The organism is Pseudomonas ovata (assembly GCF_003131185.1).
Classification (GTDB): domain Bacteria; phylum Pseudomonadota; class Gammaproteobacteria; order Pseudomonadales; family Pseudomonadaceae; genus Aquipseudomonas; species Aquipseudomonas ovata.
In genome coordinates, this window is sequence record NZ_QFFU01000020.1 from 67,943 (window position 1) to 90,160 (window position 22,218).

19 protein-coding genes are annotated in these 22,218 nt (G+C 61.7%); 11 read left to right on the plus strand and 8 right to left on the minus strand.

Annotated features, from left to right (window positions below; translation table 11 throughout):
- Positions 1–184 precede the first annotated feature (184 nt).
- The 4 genes from glyA (at position 185) to DGA31_RS21905 (ending at position 3,924) form a co-directional block, all read left to right on the plus strand.
- Positions 185–1,438, plus strand: a complete 1,254-nt coding sequence (gene glyA, locus DGA31_RS21885; protein WP_056841929.1) for a serine hydroxymethyltransferase — start codon at positions 185–187, stop codon at positions 1,436–1,438.
- Positions 1,439–1,611: 173 nt separating this feature from the next.
- Positions 1,612–2,982 (plus strand): PAAR domain-containing protein, encoded by a 1,371-nt coding sequence (locus tag DGA31_RS21890; protein WP_109513949.1) that lies wholly within the window; start codon positions 1,612–1,614, stop codon positions 2,980–2,982.
- A gap of 308 nt (positions 2,983–3,290) precedes the next feature.
- Positions 3,291–3,575, plus strand: a complete 285-nt coding sequence (locus DGA31_RS21900) for a hypothetical protein (RefSeq protein ID WP_082481875.1) — start codon at positions 3,291–3,293, stop codon at positions 3,573–3,575.
- Between the two features lie 61 nt (positions 3,576–3,636).
- Positions 3,637–3,924 (plus strand): hypothetical protein, encoded by a 288-nt coding sequence (locus tag DGA31_RS21905; RefSeq protein WP_109513950.1) that lies wholly within the window; start codon positions 3,637–3,639, stop codon positions 3,922–3,924.
- A gap of 173 nt (positions 3,925–4,097) precedes the next feature.
- Here DGA31_RS21905 and yjiA read toward each other — a convergent pair whose 3' ends face one another.
- From yjiA to radA, 4 genes are all read right to left on the minus strand, one after another.
- Complete coding sequence (yjiA, locus tag DGA31_RS21910; RefSeq protein ID WP_109513951.1) at positions 4,098–5,075, minus strand: GTPase; 978 nt, start codon at positions 5,073–5,075, stop codon at positions 4,098–4,100.
- A 95-nt stretch (positions 5,076–5,170) separates the two neighbouring features.
- Positions 5,171–5,368, minus strand: coding sequence for a YbdD/YjiX family protein (locus tag DGA31_RS21915; RefSeq protein WP_056841925.1), 198 nt, complete (start codon positions 5,366–5,368; stop codon positions 5,171–5,173).
- A gap of 24 nt (positions 5,369–5,392) precedes the next feature.
- Positions 5,393–7,468, minus strand: a complete 2,076-nt coding sequence (locus DGA31_RS21920) for a carbon starvation CstA family protein (RefSeq protein ID WP_109513952.1) — start codon at positions 7,466–7,468, stop codon at positions 5,393–5,395.
- A 211-nt stretch (positions 7,469–7,679) separates the two neighbouring features.
- Positions 7,680–9,047 (minus strand): DNA repair protein RadA, encoded by a 1,368-nt coding sequence (radA, locus tag DGA31_RS21925; RefSeq protein ID WP_056841923.1) that lies wholly within the window; start codon positions 9,045–9,047, stop codon positions 7,680–7,682.
- Positions 9,048–9,246: 199 nt separating this feature from the next.
- Here radA and mscL point away from each other — a divergent pair, with 199 nt between their 5' ends.
- Positions 9,247–9,696, plus strand: coding sequence for a large-conductance mechanosensitive channel protein MscL (mscL, locus tag DGA31_RS21930; protein ID WP_109513953.1), 450 nt, complete (start codon positions 9,247–9,249; stop codon positions 9,694–9,696).
- A gap of 21 nt (positions 9,697–9,717) precedes the next feature.
- Here the strand turns inward: mscL and DGA31_RS21935 are convergent, their stop codons facing one another.
- Positions 9,718–10,494 (minus strand): ferredoxin--NADP reductase, encoded by a 777-nt coding sequence (locus DGA31_RS21935; RefSeq protein WP_056841921.1) that lies wholly within the window; start codon positions 10,492–10,494, stop codon positions 9,718–9,720.
- Between the two features lie 347 nt (positions 10,495–10,841).
- On the opposite strand from DGA31_RS21935, the gene DGA31_RS21940 reads away from it, so the two are divergent.
- Positions 10,842–11,084 carry a response regulator transcription factor gene (locus DGA31_RS21940; protein ID WP_109513954.1) on the plus strand — a complete coding sequence of 81 codons (243 nt, stop codon included), beginning with the start codon at positions 10,842–10,844 and terminating at the stop codon, positions 11,082–11,084.
- Positions 11,085–11,203: 119 nt separating this feature from the next.
- The gene (locus DGA31_RS21945) at positions 11,204–12,328 is read left to right on the plus strand and encodes a methyltransferase (protein WP_109513955.1); all 1,125 of its coding nucleotides are present in this window, start codon (positions 11,204–11,206) and stop codon (positions 12,326–12,328) included.
- Between the two features lie 86 nt (positions 12,329–12,414).
- On the opposite strand, the gene DGA31_RS21950 is transcribed toward DGA31_RS21945, so the two are convergent.
- From DGA31_RS21950 to DGA31_RS21960, 3 genes are read right to left on the minus strand one after another with little or no spacing between them, the layout of a single operon-like run.
- Positions 12,415–12,582: a DUF2474 domain-containing protein gene (locus DGA31_RS21950; RefSeq protein ID WP_082481871.1), complete on the minus strand. Its 168-nt coding sequence runs from the start codon at positions 12,580–12,582 to the stop codon at positions 12,415–12,417.
- Between the two features lie 26 nt (positions 12,583–12,608).
- Positions 12,609–13,616 (minus strand): cytochrome d ubiquinol oxidase subunit II, encoded by a 1,008-nt coding sequence (cydB, locus tag DGA31_RS21955; RefSeq protein WP_056841919.1) that lies wholly within the window; start codon positions 13,614–13,616, stop codon positions 12,609–12,611.
- Between the two features lie 3 nt (positions 13,617–13,619).
- Positions 13,620–15,059, minus strand: coding sequence for a cytochrome ubiquinol oxidase subunit I (locus DGA31_RS21960; protein ID WP_109513956.1), 1,440 nt, complete (start codon positions 15,057–15,059; stop codon positions 13,620–13,622).
- Between the two features lie 401 nt (positions 15,060–15,460).
- On the opposite strand from DGA31_RS21960, the gene DGA31_RS21965 reads away from it, so the two are divergent.
- From DGA31_RS21965 to DGA31_RS21980, 4 genes are all read left to right on the plus strand, one after another.
- Positions 15,461–17,968, plus strand: coding sequence for an EAL domain-containing protein (locus DGA31_RS21965; RefSeq protein WP_109513957.1), 2,508 nt, complete (start codon positions 15,461–15,463; stop codon positions 17,966–17,968).
- Between the two features lie 274 nt (positions 17,969–18,242).
- Entirely contained in the window at positions 18,243–19,538 is a 1,296-nt protein-coding gene (locus DGA31_RS21970) for an NCS2 family permease (RefSeq protein ID WP_109513983.1), read from the plus strand.
- Positions 19,535–20,620: a tRNA (uridine(54)-C5)-methyltransferase TrmA gene (gene trmA / locus DGA31_RS21975; protein ID WP_109513958.1), complete on the plus strand. Its 1,086-nt coding sequence runs from the start codon at positions 19,535–19,537 to the stop codon at positions 20,618–20,620. Before DGA31_RS21970 ends, trmA begins: the two co-directional genes overlap by 4 nt.
- 284 nt (positions 20,621–20,904) lie before the next feature.
- On the plus strand, positions 20,905–22,176 hold the full coding sequence (locus DGA31_RS21980; protein ID WP_421957999.1) for an MFS transporter: 1,272 nt from the start codon (positions 20,905–20,907) through the stop codon (positions 22,174–22,176).
- The last annotated feature ends 42 nt before the right edge of the window (positions 22,177–22,218 follow it).

Genomic DNA, 22,218 nt, shown 5'->3' on the forward strand with positions numbered 1-22,218 from the left:
ACACATTCAAAATCTGCGAAACGCTACAAATTTACGACTGCTAACGCAGCCGGTCGCGGGCAAGCGCGCTCCTACCACTGTCCTGTGGCCCATTCATCCAGCACATGACTGCCTTTCATATGCCAGATAAAAGCCGATGGGGTAGAATGCCTCCCTTTTCCGCTCCGACCTCCCGAGGACAGCCATGTTCAGCCGTGATTTGACTATCGCCAAGTTCGACCCCGATCTCTTCAACGCCATGGAGCAGGAAGCTGTGCGCCAGGAAGAGCACATCGAGTTGATCGCTTCGGAAAACTACACCAGCCCCGCCGTCATGGAAGCTCAGGGTTCGGCCCTGACCAACAAGTACGCCGAAGGCTATCCGGGCAAGCGCTACTACGGTGGCTGTGAATTCGTCGATGTGGTCGAGCAACTGGCGATTGATCGTGCCAAAGAACTGTTCGGTGCCGACTACGCCAACGTCCAGCCGCACGCCGGTTCGCAAGCCAACGCAGCGGTCTACCTGGCCCTGCTGCAGGCCGGCGACACCATTCTGGGCATGAGCCTGGCCCATGGCGGTCACCTGACCCACGGTGCCAGCGTGTCGTCCTCGGGCAAGCTGTACAACGCCATCCAGTACGGCATCGACGGCAACGGCCTGATCGACTACGACGAAGTCGAGCGCCTGGCAGTCGAGCACAAGCCGAAAATGATCGTGGCCGGTTTCTCGGCCTACTCGCAGGTGCTGGACTTCCCGCGCTTCCGCGAAATCGCCGACAAGGTCGGTGCCTACCTGTTTGTCGACATGGCCCACGTGGCCGGTCTGGTCGCCGCAGGCGTCTACCCGAACCCGGTGCCATTCGCCGATGTGGTCACCACCACCACGCACAAGACCCTGCGCGGTCCTCGTGGCGGCCTGATCCTGGCACGCGCCAACGCCGACATCGAGAAAAAGCTCAACTCCGCCGTGTTCCCGGGCGCCCAGGGCGGCCCGCTGGAGCACGTCATCGCCGCCAAGGCCGTGTGCTTCAAGGAAGCGCTGCAGCCTGAGTTCAAGGCCTACCAGCAGCAAGTGGTCAAGAACGCCAAGGCCATGGCCGGCGTGTTCATCGAGCGCGGTTTCGACGTGGTCTCCGGCGGCACCGAGAACCATCTGTTCCTGCTCTCGCTGATCAAGCAGGACATCTCCGGCAAGGACGCAGACGCAGCCCTGGGCCGCGCCTACATCACCGTCAACAAGAACTCGGTGCCTAACGACCCGCGTTCGCCGTTCGTGACTTCGGGCCTGCGTTTCGGCACCCCGGCTGTCACCACCCGCGGTTTCAACGAGACCGACTGCAAGGAACTGGCCGGCTGGATCTGCGACATCCTCGCCGACCTGAACAACGAAGCCGTGATCGACGCCGTACGTGAAAAGGTCAAGGCCATCTGCGCCCGCCTGCCGGTCTACGGCGCCTGATAGCGCTGTTTGCCGCACCCTGAAAAAGCCCGGCCTCTGCGCCGGGCTTTTTCTTGCACGCGAGCCTGAACATCACACGCAGCCATCTCCTGCACAATCCGCAGAAACGCCCTACATCAAGCACTCGGCCACCCGCGTCAGGATGCACACCCCGTCCCCACGAGGTTGCCCCCATGATTCCCGTGTCGCGCCTGACCGACCTGCACGCCTGCCCGATCCCGCTGCATGGCATCACCCCATTGGTGTCTGCCTCCCCTACCGTCTGTGTCAACGACCTGCCCGTGGCCCGCATTGGCGACCGGGCCGCCTGCGGTGCGGTGATCGTCAGTGGTTTCGTCAATATCCTGGTCGATGGCCGGCCCATGGCACACATGGGCAGCCTGACCAGCCACGGTGGCGGCCTCATCACCGGCAGCCAGGACACCCGGGGCGGGGCGGTCAACTTCGTCACGCCCCGGCTGGCGGTGGATTTCGCCAGGCTCGGCGCCATTGATGAGTCGGGCAATGTCGACGATCAGAAATTACAGGCGCTGCTGGCTGATCCGCAGCTGGAACAACGAGCCCTGGCGGCTGGCGCATGGGTGGAGTCCCATGATGCACCTGCGGTTGCCAGCAGCGTCTTTACCCGGTCGTTCCAGGTCACCGACAGCGAAACCGGCAAGCCGCTGGCTGATCGCCCCTTCATTGCCGTGGTGGATGGCGAGGAAATCACCGGCCTTACCGACACCACCGGGCTGGCGCATGTCGAAGCGCCCTCGGCCGATTCGCTGATCTCGATGCACGTGATGTTCAAGGCCCCGGCACGGGTGCTGGACGAGCTGTCGAAAACCGACCCGCACTTTACGATCACAGCCAATGCCCAGGCACTGAACAAGGGTCAACCGCTGGTGCCCCTGCCGATCACCATCAATGACCGTGCAGCAACGCGTGAGGCGCTGATTCGCAAGGTCCGGGCGCTGGGGCATGAGTTTGTGGAGCGGTCACAATGGCATGCCAAACCGCCGAAGAACCTACTGGAGCCGGACTGGGACTACAGCATGATTGCACTGCATCATGCCGGCCGGAGTTATTCGTGTGGGAGGGGGGCGGAGCAGATGCTTGAGACTCAAAAGACTCACCAGTCCAAAGACTTCGATGACATCAGCTACCACTATGGCATTGATTGCTCAGGGGTCCTCTATGAAGGCCGGGATATTCGATTCAAAGCATCCAGTGTTTCCAGCTACAATACGGGCGTGATCGGCATTATATTACTGAATAACCTGACGACGCCTGAGGAAGGAAAAGACTGGGTTACTTTTGCACGAAAAAACCTACATTCACTAGGCGTTGGCACCACACACTCCATCCCTGCGACTCAAGCAGATGCCACAATCACTCTAATTAACGCCTTAAAAGATATATTCTTCATTACTCGCTTTGGTGGCCACAAAGAATACCCAAACCAGACCCTTGAAGGAAAAATCTGCCCCGGCAATATCGGCATGGAACTGGTTCAGCTCATCCGAACAAAAACCCAACTGCTGACACCACCCACCTCATGAAAAAGACGATCGCTTTTTTGATAGCCCCACTCTTGGCTGTCCTGTGTGTTGGCTACTACAACTCAATTGAAGATGCTGAAATCCACACTCACTTTTTCCATCAAAAAGAAACCTACACTGCAACTAAAATTTTTTAATATGTTCGCCCATGATGCCGACAGCAAAAAGCTTCATCAACTGACAAATCAAGAGCGCAATCGAGTCATTGATTACTGCGCTTATCGGCTGGGCATTGAAACAGCGCTAAACACTCAGCTTGAGCTAGAAGCTTGCAAAAAAAGATAACGTCCAAAAAACCGGATCTCACCGTGAAAAAAATCATTACACTGATGGCGGCTATCTTTATAATCATATCCTTTGTTGGTTACTATGAGCACTTCGGAGAAAACAGCGTACACCCCGTGATTTTTATCAAAAAAAAACCAACCTTACAAATTATATTCCACCGCGTATTCCACCCCAATTTTGAAACCGGTCTGCACGAGCTGACCGACACACAAAGGCAGCAAATGATCGATTACTGCATCTATCGACTGGGCCTAGAAACCCAGCTAAAGACAGAGAAAGAATTTCGCGCCTGCAAAGAGCAGTAGCACTTACCCACCTTTCAAAAAGCAGTCCTTTTAGCCTGCAAGCAGGACACCTCTATAAACCATGAAAAAAATACTGTCCATCATCGCACTCATTACAGCCGCCCACCTTTACATCGGTTATTACGTATCATTGGACATTGAAGACCCGCGATACATGGTGTTTATAAAAAAACACCCCACCCTGAAGCTCAGATTTGAAAACATCTATACCAGCGACAGGGACAGTAGGTCTCTGGACGAGCTCAGTGAGGTTGAATTGAAGACCGTCCAGGACTACTGCAAATACCGGCTGGGCATTGTCACCCGCCTGGACACCCAGGCAGAACTGGAGGCGTGCAAGGAACGCTGATTTTGCCGTCAAGGCACTGCGTGTGGTCGCGAATACAGCGCCGTCGCGCAGCAAACACTGGCCCCCGGTAGGAGCGCGCTCTGCCCGCGACCGGCTGCGTAGCAGTCGTAAAATTGCAGCGTTTCACAGATTTCTGCGAGCGCTTCGCACTCGGTCGCGGGCTTCGATCCGTTTCACCCCGCCATCTCCGCAAAGCCTGCGCGGATTTTCTCTTCCGGCAGTTCATCGGCAATGAACACGATCACGCTTTCACGCGGTTCGTCTTCGGCCCACTCGGTGTCCCAGTCGAAGCCGTACAACTTGAGCACGCCCTGGAATACCAGGCGGCGTGGCTCGCCCTTGATGTTGAGCACGCCCTTATAACGCAGCAGTTGCTTGCCGTGGTCTTCGAGCAGTTCATTCATGAACGTACTCAAATTGTCGATATCCAGCGGCTGGTCGGTGCGCAGCACCAGGCTGGTAATGCGGTCGCCACTGTTGCCCACCGGTGCCAGCGGGCGCAGGGTCATGCCGCCGCCCAGGTCGGCATTGAGGTTGAAGCCACGCACGTCGAGCAGTTCGGCCAGGTCGATACGGCCATGATCGACGATGCGGATTGGCGCACGGCGGTTGATGCGGGTCAGGCGCGCACTGAGGGCCTCGAAGGCGGCGTCGTCGACCAGGTCGCGCTTGCTCACCAGCAGGCGGTCGGCAAAGCCGATCTGCGCCTGGGCGATGGTCTGCGTCAGGTGCACCTCGGCATGGGCCGCGTCGACCAGGGTAATGATGCCGTCGAGGATATAGCGCTCGCGCAGGTCTTCGTCGATGAAGAAGGTCTGTGCCACCGGCGCGGGATCCGCCAGGCCTGTGCACTCGATCACCAGCCGGTCAAAGGCGATTTCGCCGCTGTCACGGCGTTCGAGCAGCAGGTACAGCGCCTTGGTCAGGTCGGTGTGGATGGTGCAGCACACGCAACCGTTGGACAGGGTCATGACCTGCACCGGCTCGTCGCCGAGCAACTGGCTGTCGATGCCGGCGTCGCTGAATTCGTTTTCGATCACCGCGATCTTCAGGCCATGCTCGGCCTTGAGCAGGTGACGCAGCAAGGTGGTCTTGCCGGCGCCCAGAAAACCGGTCAGTACGGTGACGGGAATGGGTTGCAACTCGCTCATTGGGGCTCCTTGGCAGGATGCTTGGGGCAAAAATCAAAACGCGCCACAGGCAGGGCCTGTGGCGCGTCGGTCAAACAGTCACACAGATCAGCGGTTCAGCAACACTTCGGCCCACCCTTGCCGCCGTAACGGGCTTCCTGGCGTTCCCGAAAGAACTCCTCGTAGCTCATCATCGGCTTGTCCGGGTGCTTGCCCTGCATGTGCTCGACATAGTTGTCGTAGTCAGGCATGCCCACCATCAGGCGGGCCGCCTGGCCCAGGTATTTGCCGAGACGGCCAAGGTCATTGAACACGGGCTGATCCTCTGTGAATGGTCATCAGACTTGCGAACCTTCGGGCATGGCCTGGTAAGGCGCTTCCTTGTCGGTACGTTCGGTCTTGCTCCAGGCTGCACGCCCGACTTTCACGGCGTAGAACAGGATGCTGAAGACCACGAACAGGAACAGGATCGTCAGGCCGGCATTGGTGTAGGCGTTGAAGATCACGTGCTGCATCTGGTCGACGTTCTTGGCCGGGGCCAGGATCTGACCGGCATCGGCCGCCGTGCTGTACTTCTTGGCCAGGGCCAGGAAACCGACAGCCGGGTTAGGGTCGAACAGCTTGATGAAGCCTGCGGTCACGGTGCAGATCAGCAGCCAGGTGGCCGGCAGCATGGTCACCCACACATAGCGCTGGCGCTTCATCTTGATCAGCACGACGGTGGCGAGCATCAGGGCGATACCGGCCAGCATCTGGTTGGAGATGCCAAACAGCGGCCAGAGGGTATTGATGCCACCCAATGGGTCGATCACGCCCTGGTACAGCAGGTAACCCCAGAGCGCCACGCAGCCACCGGTGCCGATGATGTTGGCGGTCCAGGACTCGGTGCGCTTGAGGGCGGGCACGAAACTGCCCAGCAGGTCCTGGAGCATGAAGCGACCGGCACGGGTGCCGGCATCGACCGCGGTCAGGATGAACAGCGCCTCGAACAGGATCGCGAAGTGGTACCAGAAGGCCATGGTGTTTTCACCCGGCAAGGCCTGGTGCAGGATCTGCGCGATACCGACCGCCAGCGTCGGTGCACCGCCGGCACGGGCCAGGATGGTGTTTTCGCCAATGTCCTTGGCCACGGCGGTCAGTTGCTCCGGCGTGATCAGAAAGCCCCACTCGCTGACCTTGGCGGCCACCGAGACCACGTCGCTGCCGACCACGGCAGCCGGGCTGTTCATGGCGAAGTACACGCCCGGCTCGATCACCGAGGCGGCGACCATGGCCATGATGGCCACGAACGACTCCATCAGCATGCCGCCGTAACCGATGTAGCGGGCGTTGACTTCGTTGTCCAGCAGCTTGGGCGTGGTACCCGAGGAGATCAGGGCATGGAAGCCCGAGACCGCGCCGCAGGCAATGGTGATGAACAGGAACGGGAACAGCGCGCCTTTCCAGACGGGACCGGTGCCGTCGGTGAACTGGGTCAGGGCCGGCATTTTCAGCTCTGGCGCCAGGATCAGGATACCGATGGCCAGGGCCAGGATGGTGCCGATCTTGAGGAAGGTCGACAGGTAGTCACGCGGTGCCAGCAGCAGCCAGACCGGCAGCATGGCGGCAACAAAACCGTAGCCCACCAGCATCCAGGTGATCTGTATGCCGGTGAAGGTGAAGCGCGGGCCCCAGACCGGATCGGCCGCCACCAGGCCACCAAGCCAGATCGAGCCGAGCAACAGCACCACGCCGATGATCGAGATTTCGCCGATGCGCCCCGGACGGATGTAGCGCATGTAGATGCCCATGAACATCGCCGTCGGAATGGTCGCCATGACGGTGAACATGCCCCACGGACTCTCGGCCAGGGCCTTGACCACGATCAGCGCCAGCACCGCCAGGATGATGATCATGATCAGGAAGCAGCCGAACAGGGCAATGGTGCCGGGAATACGGCCCATTTCCTCACGGACCATGTCGCCCAGCGACCGGCCGTTACGGCGTGTGGAGAGGAACAGGATCATGAAGTCCTGCACCGCGCCGGCCAGCACCACGCCGGCGATCAGCCAGAGCGTGCCGGGCAGGTAGCCCATTTGCGCGGCGAGCACAGGACCGACCAGGGGGCCGGCGCCGGCGATGGCGGCAAAGTGGTGACCGAACAGGATGTGCTTGTTGGTCGGGACGTAATCCAGGCCATCGTTGTTGACCACCGCCGGCGTTGCGCGGCGCGGGTCCAGTTGCATGACGTTGTTGGCAATGAACAGACTGTAGTAACGAAAGGCCACCAGATAGATGGCGACGGCTGCCACCACGATCCACAAGGCATTGATTGCTTCGCCGCGACGCAGCGCGACGACCCCCAGGGCACAAGCCCCAATGATGGCCAACAGTACCCAGGGTACATGGCGCATCAGACTGTTATTATTTTTCATTTTCTTATTCCAGCAGAAATGACTAGAAGTTCTGGATCATGCAGTTGTGTGGTCGCTTGTGGCGACGCGGCAGCATAACCCGACGATGCGAGTGTAGTCTTGTCAGAGCGAAAGGCCACCCCCCTACGATGGTCTGGGTGAAAATTAATCGGGTCGCGCTACAACCCTTGTCCCAGAGCCTGCGCAAGCAGGCTGCCAGGCAAGACAGAAACTACTCGAACAACGCATCCAGCGCCTGCTCCAGGCGCGTCACGGCAATCACTTGCAACCCTTCATAGGCGTCCTTGGGCGCGTTGCCCTTGGGCACGATGGCGCGCTTGAAGCCGTGCTTGGCGGCTTCCTTGAGACGCTCCTGGCCACTGGGCACCGGACGCACCTCGCCCGACAGCCCGACCTCGCCGAACACCAGCAGGTCATGGGGCAAGGGCCGGTTACGCAGGCTGGACATGACGGCAGCCATCAAGGCCAGGTCGGAGGCGGTTTCGAGCACCTTGACCCCGCCCACCACGTTGAGGAACACGTCCTGGTCGTGGGTCGGGATGCCGCCGTGGCGATGCAGCACCGCCAGCAGCATGGCCAGCCGGTTCTGGTCCAGGCCCAGGGTGACCCGGCGCGGATTGGACATGTGGCTGTCATCGACCAGGGCCTGCACCTCGACCAGCATCGGCCGGGTGCCTTCCCAGGTGGCCATGACCACGCTGCCCGACACCTCTTCCTGGGCCCGGCTCAGGAAGATCGCCGAGGGGTTGGACACCTCCTTGAGGCCACGGTCGGTCATGCCGAACACGCCCAGTTCATTCACTGCGCCAAAGCGATTCTTCACCGCGCGCAGCAGGCGCAGGCGGCCGTCGGCCTCGCCTTCGAAATACAGCACGGTGTCGACCATGTGCTCCAGCACGCGCGGGCCGGCCAGGGCGCCCTCCTTGGTCACGTGTCCGACCAGAAAGATCGCCGTGCCGCTCTGCTTGGCATAGCGCACCAGCAACGCCGCACTTTCGCGCACCTGGGCCACGCCGCCCGGTGCCGACTGCAGTTGCTCGGTAAAGATGGTCTGGATCGAGTCGATGACCATGACCTTGGGCTGCTCGCTGCGCGCCGTGGCGATGATCGACTCGATGCAGGTCTCGGTCATGACCCGCAGCTTGTCCTGCGGCAGGCCCAGGCGCCTTGCGCGCATGGCCACTTGTTGCTGGGACTCTTCACCGGTGACGTACAGCGCCGGCATGCTCTCGGCCAGGTGGCACAGGGTCTGCAGCAGGATGGTGGACTTGCCGATGCCGGGGTCGCCGCCGATCAGGATCACCGACCCGTCCACCATGCCGCCGCCCAGCACACGGTCCAGTTCGGTGGAGCGGGTCGAAAAACGCGGGATCTCCTCGACGCTGACCTCGGCCAGGGTCTTGATCTGCGCCTGCGCCCCGGTCCAGCCGGCCCGCCCGCTGGGGGGCGCGGCGGCACCGCTTTCAAGCATGGTTTCGACCAGGGTGTTCCAGGCGCCGCATTCGCCGCACTGCCCGGCCCATTTGGGAAAGGTTGCACCGCATTCGGTGCAACCGTACAAGCGCTTGGCCTTGGCCATGAATAAATCCGCCCGCAAAAGCCGCCATGATAACGCAGGTGGCCGGCCCCTTACGTCCCCCGACCCTTGGCGTTATTGCACAATCGAATAAAACTTACCGTTTCACGTCCGGTCGATTGAACCGGTACCAAACAGCGGCATCCTGCACGCCGCTCGATTACACTGCAGCGGATCCACTCATCTGTAACAAGGAATGACCATGAGCATTATCAACGAATTCAAGGCATTCGCCGTCAAGGGCAATGTGGTCGACATGGCCGTGGGTATCATCATCGGCGCCGCCTTCGGCAAGATCGTTTCGTCGTTCGTGGGCGATGTGATCATGCCGCCTCTGGGCCTGTTGATCGGCGGTGTTGATTTCAGCGACCTGGCCATTACCCTGCGTCCCGCCGAAGGCGCAGCCCCTGCGGTGGTCATGGCCTATGGCAAGTTCATCCAGACGGTAGTCGACTTCATCATCGTGGCGTTTGCCATCTTCATGGGCGTTAAGGCCATCAACCGCCTCAAGCGCGAAGAAGCCAAGGCCCCGAGCCTGCCGGCGGCGCCTTCCAAGCAGGAAGTGCTGCTGGGTGAAATCCGTGACCTGCTCAAGGAGCAGCACAAGCCGGCCGAGCCGGTGGTGATCGACCCGAAAAAGCCGTTGCTGTAATCGCCGGCACCGGCCGGGCCGTTACCAGTAGGTCTCGACCGCCACCTGCCCCGGCCGGCGGCTCAGGCTCAGTTGCAGGTTGCGCTGCTTGAGCAACTGACGCGTCTCGTCGACCATTTCCGGGTTGCCACACAGCATGACCCGTGAATGTTCAGGACTCAGCTCCAGGCTGGCCGCCGCCTCCAGGTCACCGTCCTCGATCAGTCGCGTGATGCGGCTGTTCAGGGCGCCGGGATAAGCTTCGCGGGTGACCACCGGCAGGTACAGGAACTTGTGCGCGTATTCGGCCAGGTAGTCGCGCTGTGTGAGCGCTTCGATCAGCGGCTGGTACGCCAGCTCCGCCGCTTCGCGCACGCTGTACACCAGAATGATGCGCTCGAATTTCTCCCACACCTCGAAATCCTGCAGCAGCGACAGGAACGGCGCAACGCCAGTACCGGTCGCCAGCAGCCACAGGTCGCGGCCATCGACGAAGCGGTCCAGGGTCAGGTAGCCGAACGCCTGTTTCTCGACCAGCAGTTCATCGCCTTCACGCAGGCGGCTCAGCTCGCTGGTGAACTCGCCGTCCGGCACCACGATGGAAAAGAATTCGAGAAACTCGTCATAAGGCGAAGACACCATCGAGTAGGCACGCCACACGGTGCTGCCGTCGGCCTTGGTCACGCCCAGGCGGGCGAACTGTCCGGCACGGAAACGAAAGCCGGCATCGCGGGTGGCACGCAGGGTGAACAGATTGGGGGTCAAGGGGGTCACGCGCTGCAGCGTTTGCCGGGTGAACTTGTCGTCGCTGACGGTCATGGTGTGCTTGCAACTCCTGAACATGAATGGCAGGCCTGCAGTGTCCCGCAAAAGGCCATCGAGAAACACCGTCTGTTTGTATTGACATCCCGTTGTCGCGTCATCGATGGGTCTTATTTAGACTATTTGGTTCTTTTCTACCTGTTTCAAAGAAGCCCCGAGACAGGGTCAAAAAGCGTTACCCCATGACAAACAATGGTTTCAGGGCGATGACACTTCTTTGAATCCAAAAATGCCATCACCCCACCCGTCTGGATAGTTTTTGCCGGCAAAAGATCCGCTGCGCTTTTTCCTAAACTGACAGAACCCTCATCGAAGGGTCTCGCCAGACCGGCATGGAGGCGATCATGGAATCAGCCAGACTCGTGTCACCCCAACCGTCACAAAGCAGCGCCTTGACGAAAAGAGAAATCGAAATACTCAAGTGGTCCGCCAAAGGCAAGACAGCCAGCGACATCGCAATCATCTTGCGCCTCAAGGAGCGAACCATTCATTTTCATATTGCCAGCGCCATCCAGAAGCTGGGGGTTTGCAACAAGACCGCAGCGGCTGTGCAAGCCGCCTTGAGCGGCGTATTCGGAACCCTTTGATACATGGACCACAATGGCAGGTCCCAAAGGGCAAAAAGCACGTAGAATCACGCACCTTATGCCCGCCCGGTACGTGCCGGACGTGCGTGATGCCCGTCGTTTGCCCAGAGTTTCCTGCCATGCCCCTGCTTTCCAGCGCCTTTGCCCAACTCGACCTGATTCGTCAGCCGGAACAACCGAACGAACCCTTGCAGGCGTTCGATGCCGCTGACGAGTACCTGCTCAATCACGTTGCCGAACAGGGCTTGAACCTGCACACCCGCGTACTGGTGCTCAACGACAGTTTCGGCGGCCTGGCCGCGAGCCTGGCGGCGCACGCGACGGTGTCCAGCAGCGGTGATTCCTTTCTGGCCAGCAGCGCCCTTGAAATCAACCTGGCCCGCAATGGCATGGCCACCGATGCCGTGACGGTGATGCCTGCCAGTGAGCCGTTGAGCGGGCCGTTCGACTGGGTGCTGATCCGCATCCCCAAGACCCTGGCGCTGCTGGAAGAGCAATTGATCCGTCTGCAAGGCCAACTGGCGCCAGGCGCCCAAGTGGTGGCGGCGGCGATGATCAAGCACCTGCCACGCTCGGCCGGTGAGCTGCTGGAAGAATACGTAGGCCCGGTGCAGGCGTCTCTGGCGGTGAAAAAAGCCCGCCTGCTGTTTGCCACACCGGTGCCCAAGGAAGTGCAGCCCTCGCCGTTCCCGACCCGCTATCGCCTTGAGCAACCGGCGCTGGAGCTGGTCAACCACGCCAATGTGTTCTGCCGCGACGGGCTGGACATCGGCACCCGGGCCTTTCTGCCCTGGCTACCCAAGGGCCTGGGCAAGGCGCGTGTCGCGGATCTGGGCTGCGGTAACGGCGTGCTGGCCATTGCCAGCGCCCTGGACAACCCCGAGGCCGAGTACACGCTGGTCGACGAGTCGTACATGGCCGTGCAGTCGGCGGCGCAGAACTGGCACGCCGCACTGGGCGAGCGCCCGGTGACGATCCGGGCGGCCGACGGGCTGGCCACTCAGCCTGACGATTCGCTGGATGTGGTGCTGTGCAACCCGCCGTTTCACCAGCAGCAGGTGGTCGGTGATTTTCTGGCCTGGCGCATGTTCCTCCAGGCCCGGGCCGCGCTGGTGCAAGGCGGCGCGCTGTACATCGTCGGCAATCGCCACCTGGGCTACCACGCCAAGCTGGCACGGCTGTTCCGCGACGTCGAGCAGGTGGCCGCCACGCCCAAGTTCGTGATTCTCAAGGCGCGCAAGTAACCAGAAAAAACCCTCCTTCACAGCCCGTTCAGGAGGGTACAAAAAGCCGTGTCCACGAAACACGGGATGGGATATTGGCGCGAGCCTCAATGAGTGGTCAGGCCCGCCGCACTCATGAACATGCGCATCAGGCTGGCGACGATGAACAGGGCCAGTACGCTGCCGGCCCAGATGCCGCCCAGCCAGGCCAGACGCTGCCACAACGGCTTGTTCATCGCCGGGTCGTCGTCATGCCGGGGATTGTTGCTACTCATCACGTGTTCCTCCAGTCATCAAGCACTCAGTGATAGCCGTCTTCGGTGGTCACCTTGCCGCGGAACACGTAGTAGCTCCAGAAGGTGTACCCCAGGATGAACGGGATGATGAACAGCGTGCCCACCAGCATGAAACCCTGGCTCTGCGGCGGCGAAGCGGCCTCCCAGATGCTGATCGACGGCGGCACGATATTGGGCCAGAGGCTGATGCCCAGCCCGCTGTAGCCCAGGAAGATCAGCAGCAGGGTCAGCAAAAACGGCGTGTAGTGCGCATTGCGGGCCACGGCCTTGAACAGCCCGTACAGGGTCACCAGCACCAGGATCGGCACCGGCATGAACCACAACAGGTTGGGCATGCTGAACCAGCGCTCGGCAATGGCCGGGTGCGACAGGGGCGTCCACAGGCTGACGATGCCCATCACCACCAGCACCGCGATGGCCAGGGGGCGCGCCAGGTCATGCATGGCCTTCTGCAGCGAGCCTTCGGTCTTCATGATCAGCCAGGTGCAGCCCAGCAGCGCATACGCCACGATCAGGGCCAGGCCGCAGAACAGCGGAAACGGTGACAGCCAGTCCAGCGAGCCGCCGGCGTACTGGCGGTCGACCACCGGCATGCCCTCGATAAACGCCCCCAGCGCCACGCCCTGGAAAAAGGTCGCCGTCAGCGAGCCACCAATGAACGCCTTGTCCCACCAATGCTGGCTGGCCTCGGACGACTTGAAGCGGAACTCGAACGCCACACCGCGAAAGATCAGCCCCACCAGCATGAAAATCAGCGGCAGGTACAGCGCTGACAACACCACCGAGTAGGCCAGCGGGAAAGCACCAAACAGACCGGCACCGCCCAGCACCAGCCAGGTCTCGTTGCCGTCCCAGACCGGCGCGACGGTGTTCATCATCACGTCGCGGTCGTGGCTCTGCTTCATGAACGGAAACAGGATGCCGATGCCCAGGTCGAAGCCGTCCATGACCACGTACATCATGATCCCGAAGATGATGATCACGGCCCATATCAGCGAAAGATCAATGCCCATGGCTCAGTTCCCCTTGCCCAGTCGATCGAGATTGTCGCCGTCCTGCGTGCCTTCGACGGCGGCGGAAAGAGGACGGGCCGGCGTGCGGGTCTGGCCCGGGCCGCCACGCGGCGTGTGTTCGACATGCGGCTGAGGCCCCTTGCGCACCAGGCGCATCATGTAGACGAAGCCGGCACCGAACAGCACGAAGTACACCACCACGAACATCACCAGGGTGATGCTCATCTGCACCACGCTGTGGTTGGACACGCCGTCGGCGGTGCGCATCAGGCCGTAGACCACCCACGGCTGTCGCCCGATCTCGGTGGTGAACCAGCCGGCCAGGATCGCGATCAGGCCCGAGGGTCCCATCAACAGCACCAGGCGCAGGAACGGCCGCGACTGGTAGATACGGTCACGCTTGCGCAGCCACAGGCTCCACAGCCCGGTCAGGATCATCAGCATGCCAAGACCGACCATGATGCGGAACGACCAGAACACCACGGTCGAGTTGGGCCGGTCCTCAGGCTTGAACTCCTTGAGCGCCGGCACCTGCTTGTCCAGGCTGTGGGTCAGGATCAGGCTGCCCATGTAGGGAATCTCGACGGCGTACAGGGTTTTCTCCTGCTTCATGTCCGGCCAGCCGAACAGGATCAGCGGGGTCGGTTCGTCGCCGACGTTTTCCCAGTGCCCCTCGATCGCGGCGATCTTGGCCGGCTGGTGCTTGAGGGTGTTCAGGCCGTGGAAGTCGCCGACCACTGCCTGGATCGGCGCCACCAGCAGGGCCATCCACATGGCCATCGACAGCATCTTGCGCACCGCCGGCGTGTTGCGACCGCGCAGCAGGTGCCAGGCCGCCGACGAGCCGACAAAGAATGCCGTGGCCACGAAGGCGGCAATCGCCATGTGGGTCAGGCGGTACGGGAACGAGGGGTTGAAGACCACGGCAAACCAGTCAGTCGGAATGACCCGGCCGTCGATGATCTCGAAACCTTGCGGGGTCTGCATCCAGCTGTTGGACGACAGGATCCAGAATGTGGAGATCAGCGTGCCGATCGCTACCATGATCGTGGCGAAAAAGTGCAGGCCACGGCCCACGCGGTTCCAGCCGAACAGCATCACCCCCAGGAAACCGGCCTCGAGGAAAAACGCGGTGAGCACCTCGTAGGTCAGCAAGGGACCGGTGACGGCGCCGGCAAAGTCGGAGAACCGGCTCCAGTTGGTGCCGAACTGGTAAGCCATCACCAGGCCCGAGACCACGCCCATGCCAAAGTTGACGGCAAAAATCTTCAGCCAGTAGTGATACAGGTCGCGGTACACATCGTTGCGGGTTTTCAGCCACAAGCCTTCGAGCACAGCCAGGTAGCTGGCCAGACCGATGGTGATGGCCGGGAACAGGATGTGGAACGAAATCGTGAACGCGAACTGGATGCGGGCGAGATCGAGCGACTCCAAACCGAACATAAGGCGATTCCTCAGATGCTGCGGCTGCAGGCTTGCGCCGGCAGCGGTGGCCCACGGTCAGGGCGGTTACAGAGTGCCTGGGGGCTTCTGACGAGTCCTCGGCACACCATTGCGATGCAATGGGCATCAGCTGTATGACGGCTGACGCATAGTTGCGTTCGATCGTTTTGATACAGGTCAACCGACGCTGAAAGATTAGCTGCATTTACCTGCGACGCCTGCGTGGTACGTTGTCGCGTGACCGGATGCCTCACCCTGCTGCATAGTGAATGTCGATCGTCAGGGAAGGCGCCCGGCAGCGGCAACGGCCCTTCCCCGAATAATGGCCTTATGCTATTGAATACCTCTGACGTGATCAGTCGTCACGGTGCCGCCACCTCATCAAGAGTCACAGGACGTGCATGCCCCTAACCCATAGCCTTTCCGACCTCTTCGTGCAGTTCATCGAGCAGGCCAGCAACAGCGTGGTGGTCAGCGACGCCAGCAATTGTGTCGTGCTGTTCAATCGCGCCGCCGAACAGCTCTGGGGCCTGAATCGCCGGGACGTGATCGGCCAGGACGCCAGGCGCCTGATGCCATTGCCGGTCCAGGCTTACTACCAACAGCTGCAAGACCGTGACGGCGAGTTGCCGGACATTCGTATCCAGCACCGTGACGGCAGCCAGCACTGGTGCACCGCCTCGATTGCACGGGTGGTCAGTGGCGACCAGGTGTTCTATTCCACCAGCCTCAAGATCGTCACCCGCCAGCATGAAGAAAGCGAACGCCTGCGCCTGTTGTCGCTGGTCACCGACCACACCGACAATGCCATTATCATCATCAACGAACAGTGGCGTATCGTTTACGTCAATGCCGGCTTCCAGCGCATGTTCGGCTACCGCCTCGACCAGGTCTGCGGTCAATACCCCACGGCCCTGCTGGCCCCGCACATGGCAGAACTGGCGGTGCTGGAAAGACGCCAGATGCTGACGCGCGGCGAGTCGATCAAGACCGAATCGCTGGCGTATATCCAGAACGGCGAGCGCCTGTGGTGCAGCGTGGTGGTCAACCCGGTGCTCGATGCCCAGGGCCAGTTGATCAATGCGGTGGGCATCCTGACCGATATCACCAGCACCAAGATGCATGAGGTGCTGCAACAGAGCATGCTCAACGCCATGGTCCGGGAAGACCCGCTCGAAGACTTGATGCTGCTGGCCTGCCGGGAGATCGAACGCATCGCCCCGGAAGTGACCACCTCGATGCTGCTGGTGGATGAACATAACGTGCTGCATCCGCTGGCCACCGCCAGCCTGCCCGCCAGCTATTGCCAGCTCATGGAGGGCATGAAAATCGGTGAAGGCGTCGGCACCTGCGGCACGGCCGCCTTTCGTCGCCAGCCGGTGATTTCCCGCGACATTGCCAACGACCCGTTGTGGGATGCCTACCGCGACCTTGAGCTGCCGCCGGAGCTCAAGAGTTGCTGGTCGACCCCGATCATGGGGGCCGACCAGCGTACCATCGCCACGCTGGCCTTTTACTTCAAGGATGTGCGCGGACCCTCGACGTTTCACCAGCGCCTGGTAGACGTCATCGTGCCGCTCTGCGCACTGGCGATCGAGCGCGAAAAAAGCCGGGCGCACATCAGCCAGCTGGCGTTCTACGACAGCCTGACCGAACTGCCCAACCGCAGCCTGTTGCTGGCCAACGCCGAACAGGCCATTCATGCGGCGCTGCGCAACAAGACTCACCTGGCGGTGCTGTTTATCGACGTCGACCGCTTCAAGCAGGTCAATGACGCGTTCGGCCACCCGGCCGGCGACGACCTGCTGCAAGTGATCGCCCGCCGCCTGCTCGATAACCGCAACCCCAAAGACATTGTCGGGCGCCTGTCGGGTGACGAGTTCGTGGTGGTGCTGCCCGAGTGCGACACCGCTCACGTCACCGAACTGGTCGAGCACATGAAGCTGACCATTGGCCAGCCGTGCCAGATCGGCGGCAGCCGGGTGTGCCCGTCGGTGAGCATCGGGGTCAGCATGTTTCCCGAAGACGGCCACGACATGGGCACCCTGATCCACCGCGCCGACATGGCCATGTACCAGGCCAAGCATGCCGGGCGCGGACGCTTCAGCTTCTTCTGTCATGAGCTGAACCAGCGCGCCCAGGAACGCCAGGCCATGGAAACCGCCTTGCAGCAGGCCCTGCAGGACAATGCCCTGGAGCTGCATTACCAGCCGCAGATCAATATGGCCGATGGCAGCGTCTACGGGGTCGAGGCCCTGGCGCGCTGGAACCATCCGCATTGGGGGCAAGTGTCGCCGGTGCGTTTCATTCCGCTGGCCGAAGAGTGCGGGCTGATTGTCGAACTGGGCGTGTGGGGCCTGCGCGAGGCCTGTCGACAACTGGCCCAGTGGCGGCGTAACGGCGCGCAGCTGCCGTCGGTTTCAGTCAACCTGTCACCGACCAACTTCCACGACCTGGAACTGCCCGGCATGCTCATGGCCCTGCTGGACGAGCATCAATTGAGCCCCGGCGACCTGACTCTGGAGCTGACCGAAAGCATTCTCATGGACACCAACCCCAGCACCCTCAAGGTGCTCAACGACGTGCATGCCTTGGGCATCCGCCTGGCGATGGATGACTTCGGCACCGGCTATTCGAGCCTGAGCTACCTGCGCCGCCTGCCGATCCAGGAACTCAAGCTCGACCGCAGCTTCGTCATGGATCTGGAGAACGACGCCACCAGCCGCACCCTGAGCGATGCGGTGATCCACATTGGCAACAGCCTGAACCTGACCGTGGTCGCCGAAGGCATCGAGACCGAAGGCCAGTACGAGATCCTCAAGCAACAGGGCTATCACGTGGCCCAGGGGTATCTGTTCGCCAAGCCGATGAACGCCACGGATCTCGAACACTGGTTGCTGCCCCGGTAGGAGCGCGCTTGCCCGCGACCGAGTGCGTAGCGCTCGCAGAAATCTCGGAAACGCCGCTATTTTTACGACTGCTGCGCAGCCGGTCGCGGGCAAGCGCGCTCCTACCGGGGTGAATTTAATATCCAGTAAAGTCAGTACGTTATTTTTTGATGAGAGCCCTCCCGCTGCCTTGGCGCAGCAAACACTGGACCCGGCACCGATCAAGCGTGCAGCCATCTGCGCGGCCTGCTGCTATCATGCGCGGCTTTTCCGAGCCACCGCAGCGGAGTTCGACATGCTGGAAAGGCTGTTCCACCTCAAGGCCCACAACACCAACGTACGCACCGAGATCCTCGCGGGCGTGACCACCTTCCTGGCCATGGCCTACATCCTGTTCGTCAACCCGAGCATTCTCGGCGAGACCGGCATGGACAAGGGCGCCCTGTTCGTCGCCACCTGCCTGGCTGCGGCCATCGGTTCGGCGGTGATGGGCCTGATCGCCAACTACCCGATCGCCCTGGCGCCGGGCATGGGCCTGAATGCGTTCTTCACCTACACCGTGGTCCTGCACATGGGCCATACCTGGCAAGTGGCGCTGGGGGCAGTATTCCTGTCGGCAGTGATGTTTTTCATCCTGTCGATCTTTCGCATCCGCGAATGGATCATCAACAGCATCCCCCTGGCGTTGCGCTCGGCGATTGCCGCCGGCATCGGCCTGTTCCTGGCCTTGATCGCCCTGCAGAACGCCAGGATCGTGATCGGCAACCCCAGCACCCTGCTGAGCCTGGGTGACCTCAGGCAGCCGGCGCCAATCCTGGCCACGCTGGGCTTTTTCCTGATCATCGCCCTGGAAACCCTCAAGGTCCGTGGCGCCGTGCTGATCGGCATTCTGGCCGTGACGCTGGTGTCGATCGTGCTCGGCTTCAGTCCCTTCGCCGGGGTGATGTCAATGCCCCCGTCGCTGGCGCCGACCTTCCTGCAACTGGACATCATGGGCGCCCTGGACGTGGGCCTGGTGAGCATCATCTTCGCCTTTCTGTTCGTCGACATCTTCGACAACTCCGGCACCCTGATCGGCGTCGCCAAGCGCGCCGGCCTGATGGGCAAGGACGGCCACATGCCGAACATGGGCCGGGCGCTGCTCGCCGACAGCACCGCCGCCATGGCCGGCTCGCTGCTGGGCACCTCGACCACCACCAGCTACATCGAGTCGGCCGCCGGCGTCAGTGCCGGCGGGCGCACAGGCCTGACAGCCATCGTGGTCGCCGTGCTGTTTCTGCTGGCGTTGTTCTTTGCGCCGCTGGCAGCCAGCGTACCGATCTACGCCACGGCACCGGCGCTGCTGTTCGTCGCGGTGCTGATGGCCTCGGGCCTGGCCGAAATCGAATGGGACGACATCACTGTCGCCGCGCCCGTGGTCATTACCGCGCTGGCCATGCCGTTCACCTACTCCATCGCCAACGGCATTGCCTTTGGCTTCATTTCCTGGACGGCGATCAAGCTGTTGTCGGGACGCTGGCGCGAGCTCAACCCTGCGCTGGTGATCCTCTCGATCCTGTTCGTCATCAAGCTGGGCTGGTTCAACGCATGAGTGTTTCCTTCGACCCCGCGAGCTACGACCGTCTGCTCGCCGAAAAAGCCACCCGCCTGCACGACCTGCTGGCGCCGTTCGATGCACCGGCCGCACAGGTGTTCGACTCGCCGCTGGAGCACTTTCGCCTGCGTGCCGAATTTCGCCTGTGGCGTGAAGACCAGCAGCGCCACTATGCGATGTTCGCCCCTGGCGACAAGCACACCCCGATCCTGCTCGACGGCCTGCCCATCGCCAGCCGGCGCATCAATGAACTGATGCCGCTGCTGCGCGCGCGCTGGCAGGCCAGCCAGGCCCTCAGCCACAAGCTGTTCCAGGTGGATTTCCTGACCACCCTGGCGGGCGATGCGATGATCACCCTGTGCTACCACCGCCCGCTGGATGACGCCTGGCAGGCCGAGGCCGAGGGGCTGGCCGCCGACCTGCAGGTCAGTGTGATCGGTCGCTCGCGTGGCCAGCGCCTGGTAATCGGCCGCGACTATGTCACTGAAGAACTGGACGTGGCGGGCCGCACCTGGCGCTACCGCCAGCCCGAAGGCGCCTTTACCCAGCCCAACGGCACGGTCAACCAGAAAATGCTCAACTGGGCCTTCGAGGCCATGGGCGAGCGCCAGGATGATTTGCTGGAGCTGTACTGCGGCAACGGCAACTTCACCCTGCCGCTGGCGACTCGTGCACGCAAGGTGCTGGCCACCGAGATCAGCAAGACCTCGGTCAACGCCGCCCTGGCCAACCTGGAAGACAACGCGGTGGACAACGTCACGCTGGTGCGCCTGTCGGCCGAAGAGCTGACCCTGGCGCTCAACGACGTGCGGCCGTTCCGCCGCCTGCAGGGCGTGGACCTGAAAAGCTACGATTTCGGCACCGTGTTCGTCGACCCGCCACGCGCCGGCATGGACGAGGACACCTGCGAGCTGACCCGTCGCTTCGAGCGCATCCTGTACATCTCGTGCAACCCGGAAACCCTGGCCGCCAACATCGCTCAACTGCACGACACCCACCGGGTCGAGCGCTGCGCCCTGTTCGACCAGTTCCCGTATACCCACCATATGGAATCGGGGGTGTTGCTGGTACGCCGCTGACCTGGGGGCTGTAGGAGCGCGCTTGCCCGCGACCGGCTGCGTTAGCAGTCGTAAATTTGCAGCGTTTCGCAGATTTTGAATGTATTTACAGCCATGAATTTGCAGCGTTTCCGAGATTTCTGCGAGCGCTACGCACTCGGTCGCGGGCAGAGCGCGCTCCTACAGGCATGTTCATGGCGCCTTGGTGGCGCCGGGACATTGCCATGCATGGCATTCAATAGGCAGCTACCTATCATTTGCGGTATAACGCGCACTCGCTCATCTGTGTGTCACGGGTACCTGCCTTGAGTTCTGAACCTTCCGCTTCGGCTTCCACTTCGTCGGGCCTGATGCGCCAGCCCGGTTTCGTTGCGTTTCTGGCTGCGCGTCTGCTGGCGATGTTTGCCATGCAGATCCAGGCGGTAGTCGTTGCCTGGCAGGTCTACGACATGACTCGCGATCCCATGGCCCTGGCCTATGCAGGCCTGGCGCAGTTCATCCCCATGCTGTTGCTGCTGATGCCGGCCGGCGATCTGATCGACCGTTACGACCGCAAGCTGATCCTGACCCTGAGCTGGCTGGTGCAGGCGCTGTGTGGGGTGATCCTGTTGCTGTTCTCGTTCTACGACCTGCATGACGTGCGGCTGGTATATGCCGCCCTGCTGCTTTATGGCGCTGCCCGTGCCTTTACCGGTCCCGGACTGCAAAGCCTGCTGCCGCAGATCGTGCCGCGCGAACGCCTGGCCTCGGCGATTGCCACCAACAGCGTGATCATGCGCAGCTCCACCGTGGCCGGGCCTCTGGTCGGCGGTGGACTGTACGCATTGGGCGGTGCGGAACTCACCTACGCCACTTGCGTGGCGGCGTTCATCCTCGGCACGTTGCTATTGGCCCAGGTACCCGTGAGGTACGCCATGCCCAGGCTCAACCTCGAAGACGGCGCCTGGCAGCGCTTTACAGCCGGTATCGCGTTCATTCGCTCGCGACCGATCATTCTGGGCACCATTTCGCTGGACCTGTTTGCCGTGTTGCTGGGCGGCGTCATTGCGCTGCTGCCGATCTACGCCCATGAAGTCCTGAACCTGGGTCCGCAAGGGCTGGGCGTGTTGCGCAGCGCCATGAGCCTGGGCGAACTGGTTACCGGTATCTACCTGAGCGTGCGCCCGCTGGATCGCCATGTCGGCCTGACCATGTTCGTCGCCGTGGGCATCTTCGGCCTGGCCAACCTGGTGTTTGCCTTGTCGACGCTGTTCTGGGTGTCGTGCATTGCGCTGCTGATTGCCGGGGCTGCGGACATGGTCAGCGTGTACATCCGCTCGGCGCTGGTGCAATTCTCGACGCCTGACAACATGCGTGGGCGTGTCAATGCAGTGAACATGTTGTTCATCGGGTCGTCCAACGAGCTGGGCGAGTTTCGCGCCGGCACCAGCGCCTCGCTGATCGGTGCCATTCCGGCGGCGATTGCCGGCAGCCTGTGCACGCTCGGCGTGGTCGGGGCCTGGATGGTCGGCTTCAAGAGCCTGCGCCAGGTCAACCGTTTCGCCGATGCAGCACCGGCCGCAAAAAGCGTCAATTAAATGACCGGCGGACTGGCGCCTCCCGGTTACACCAGCAACACT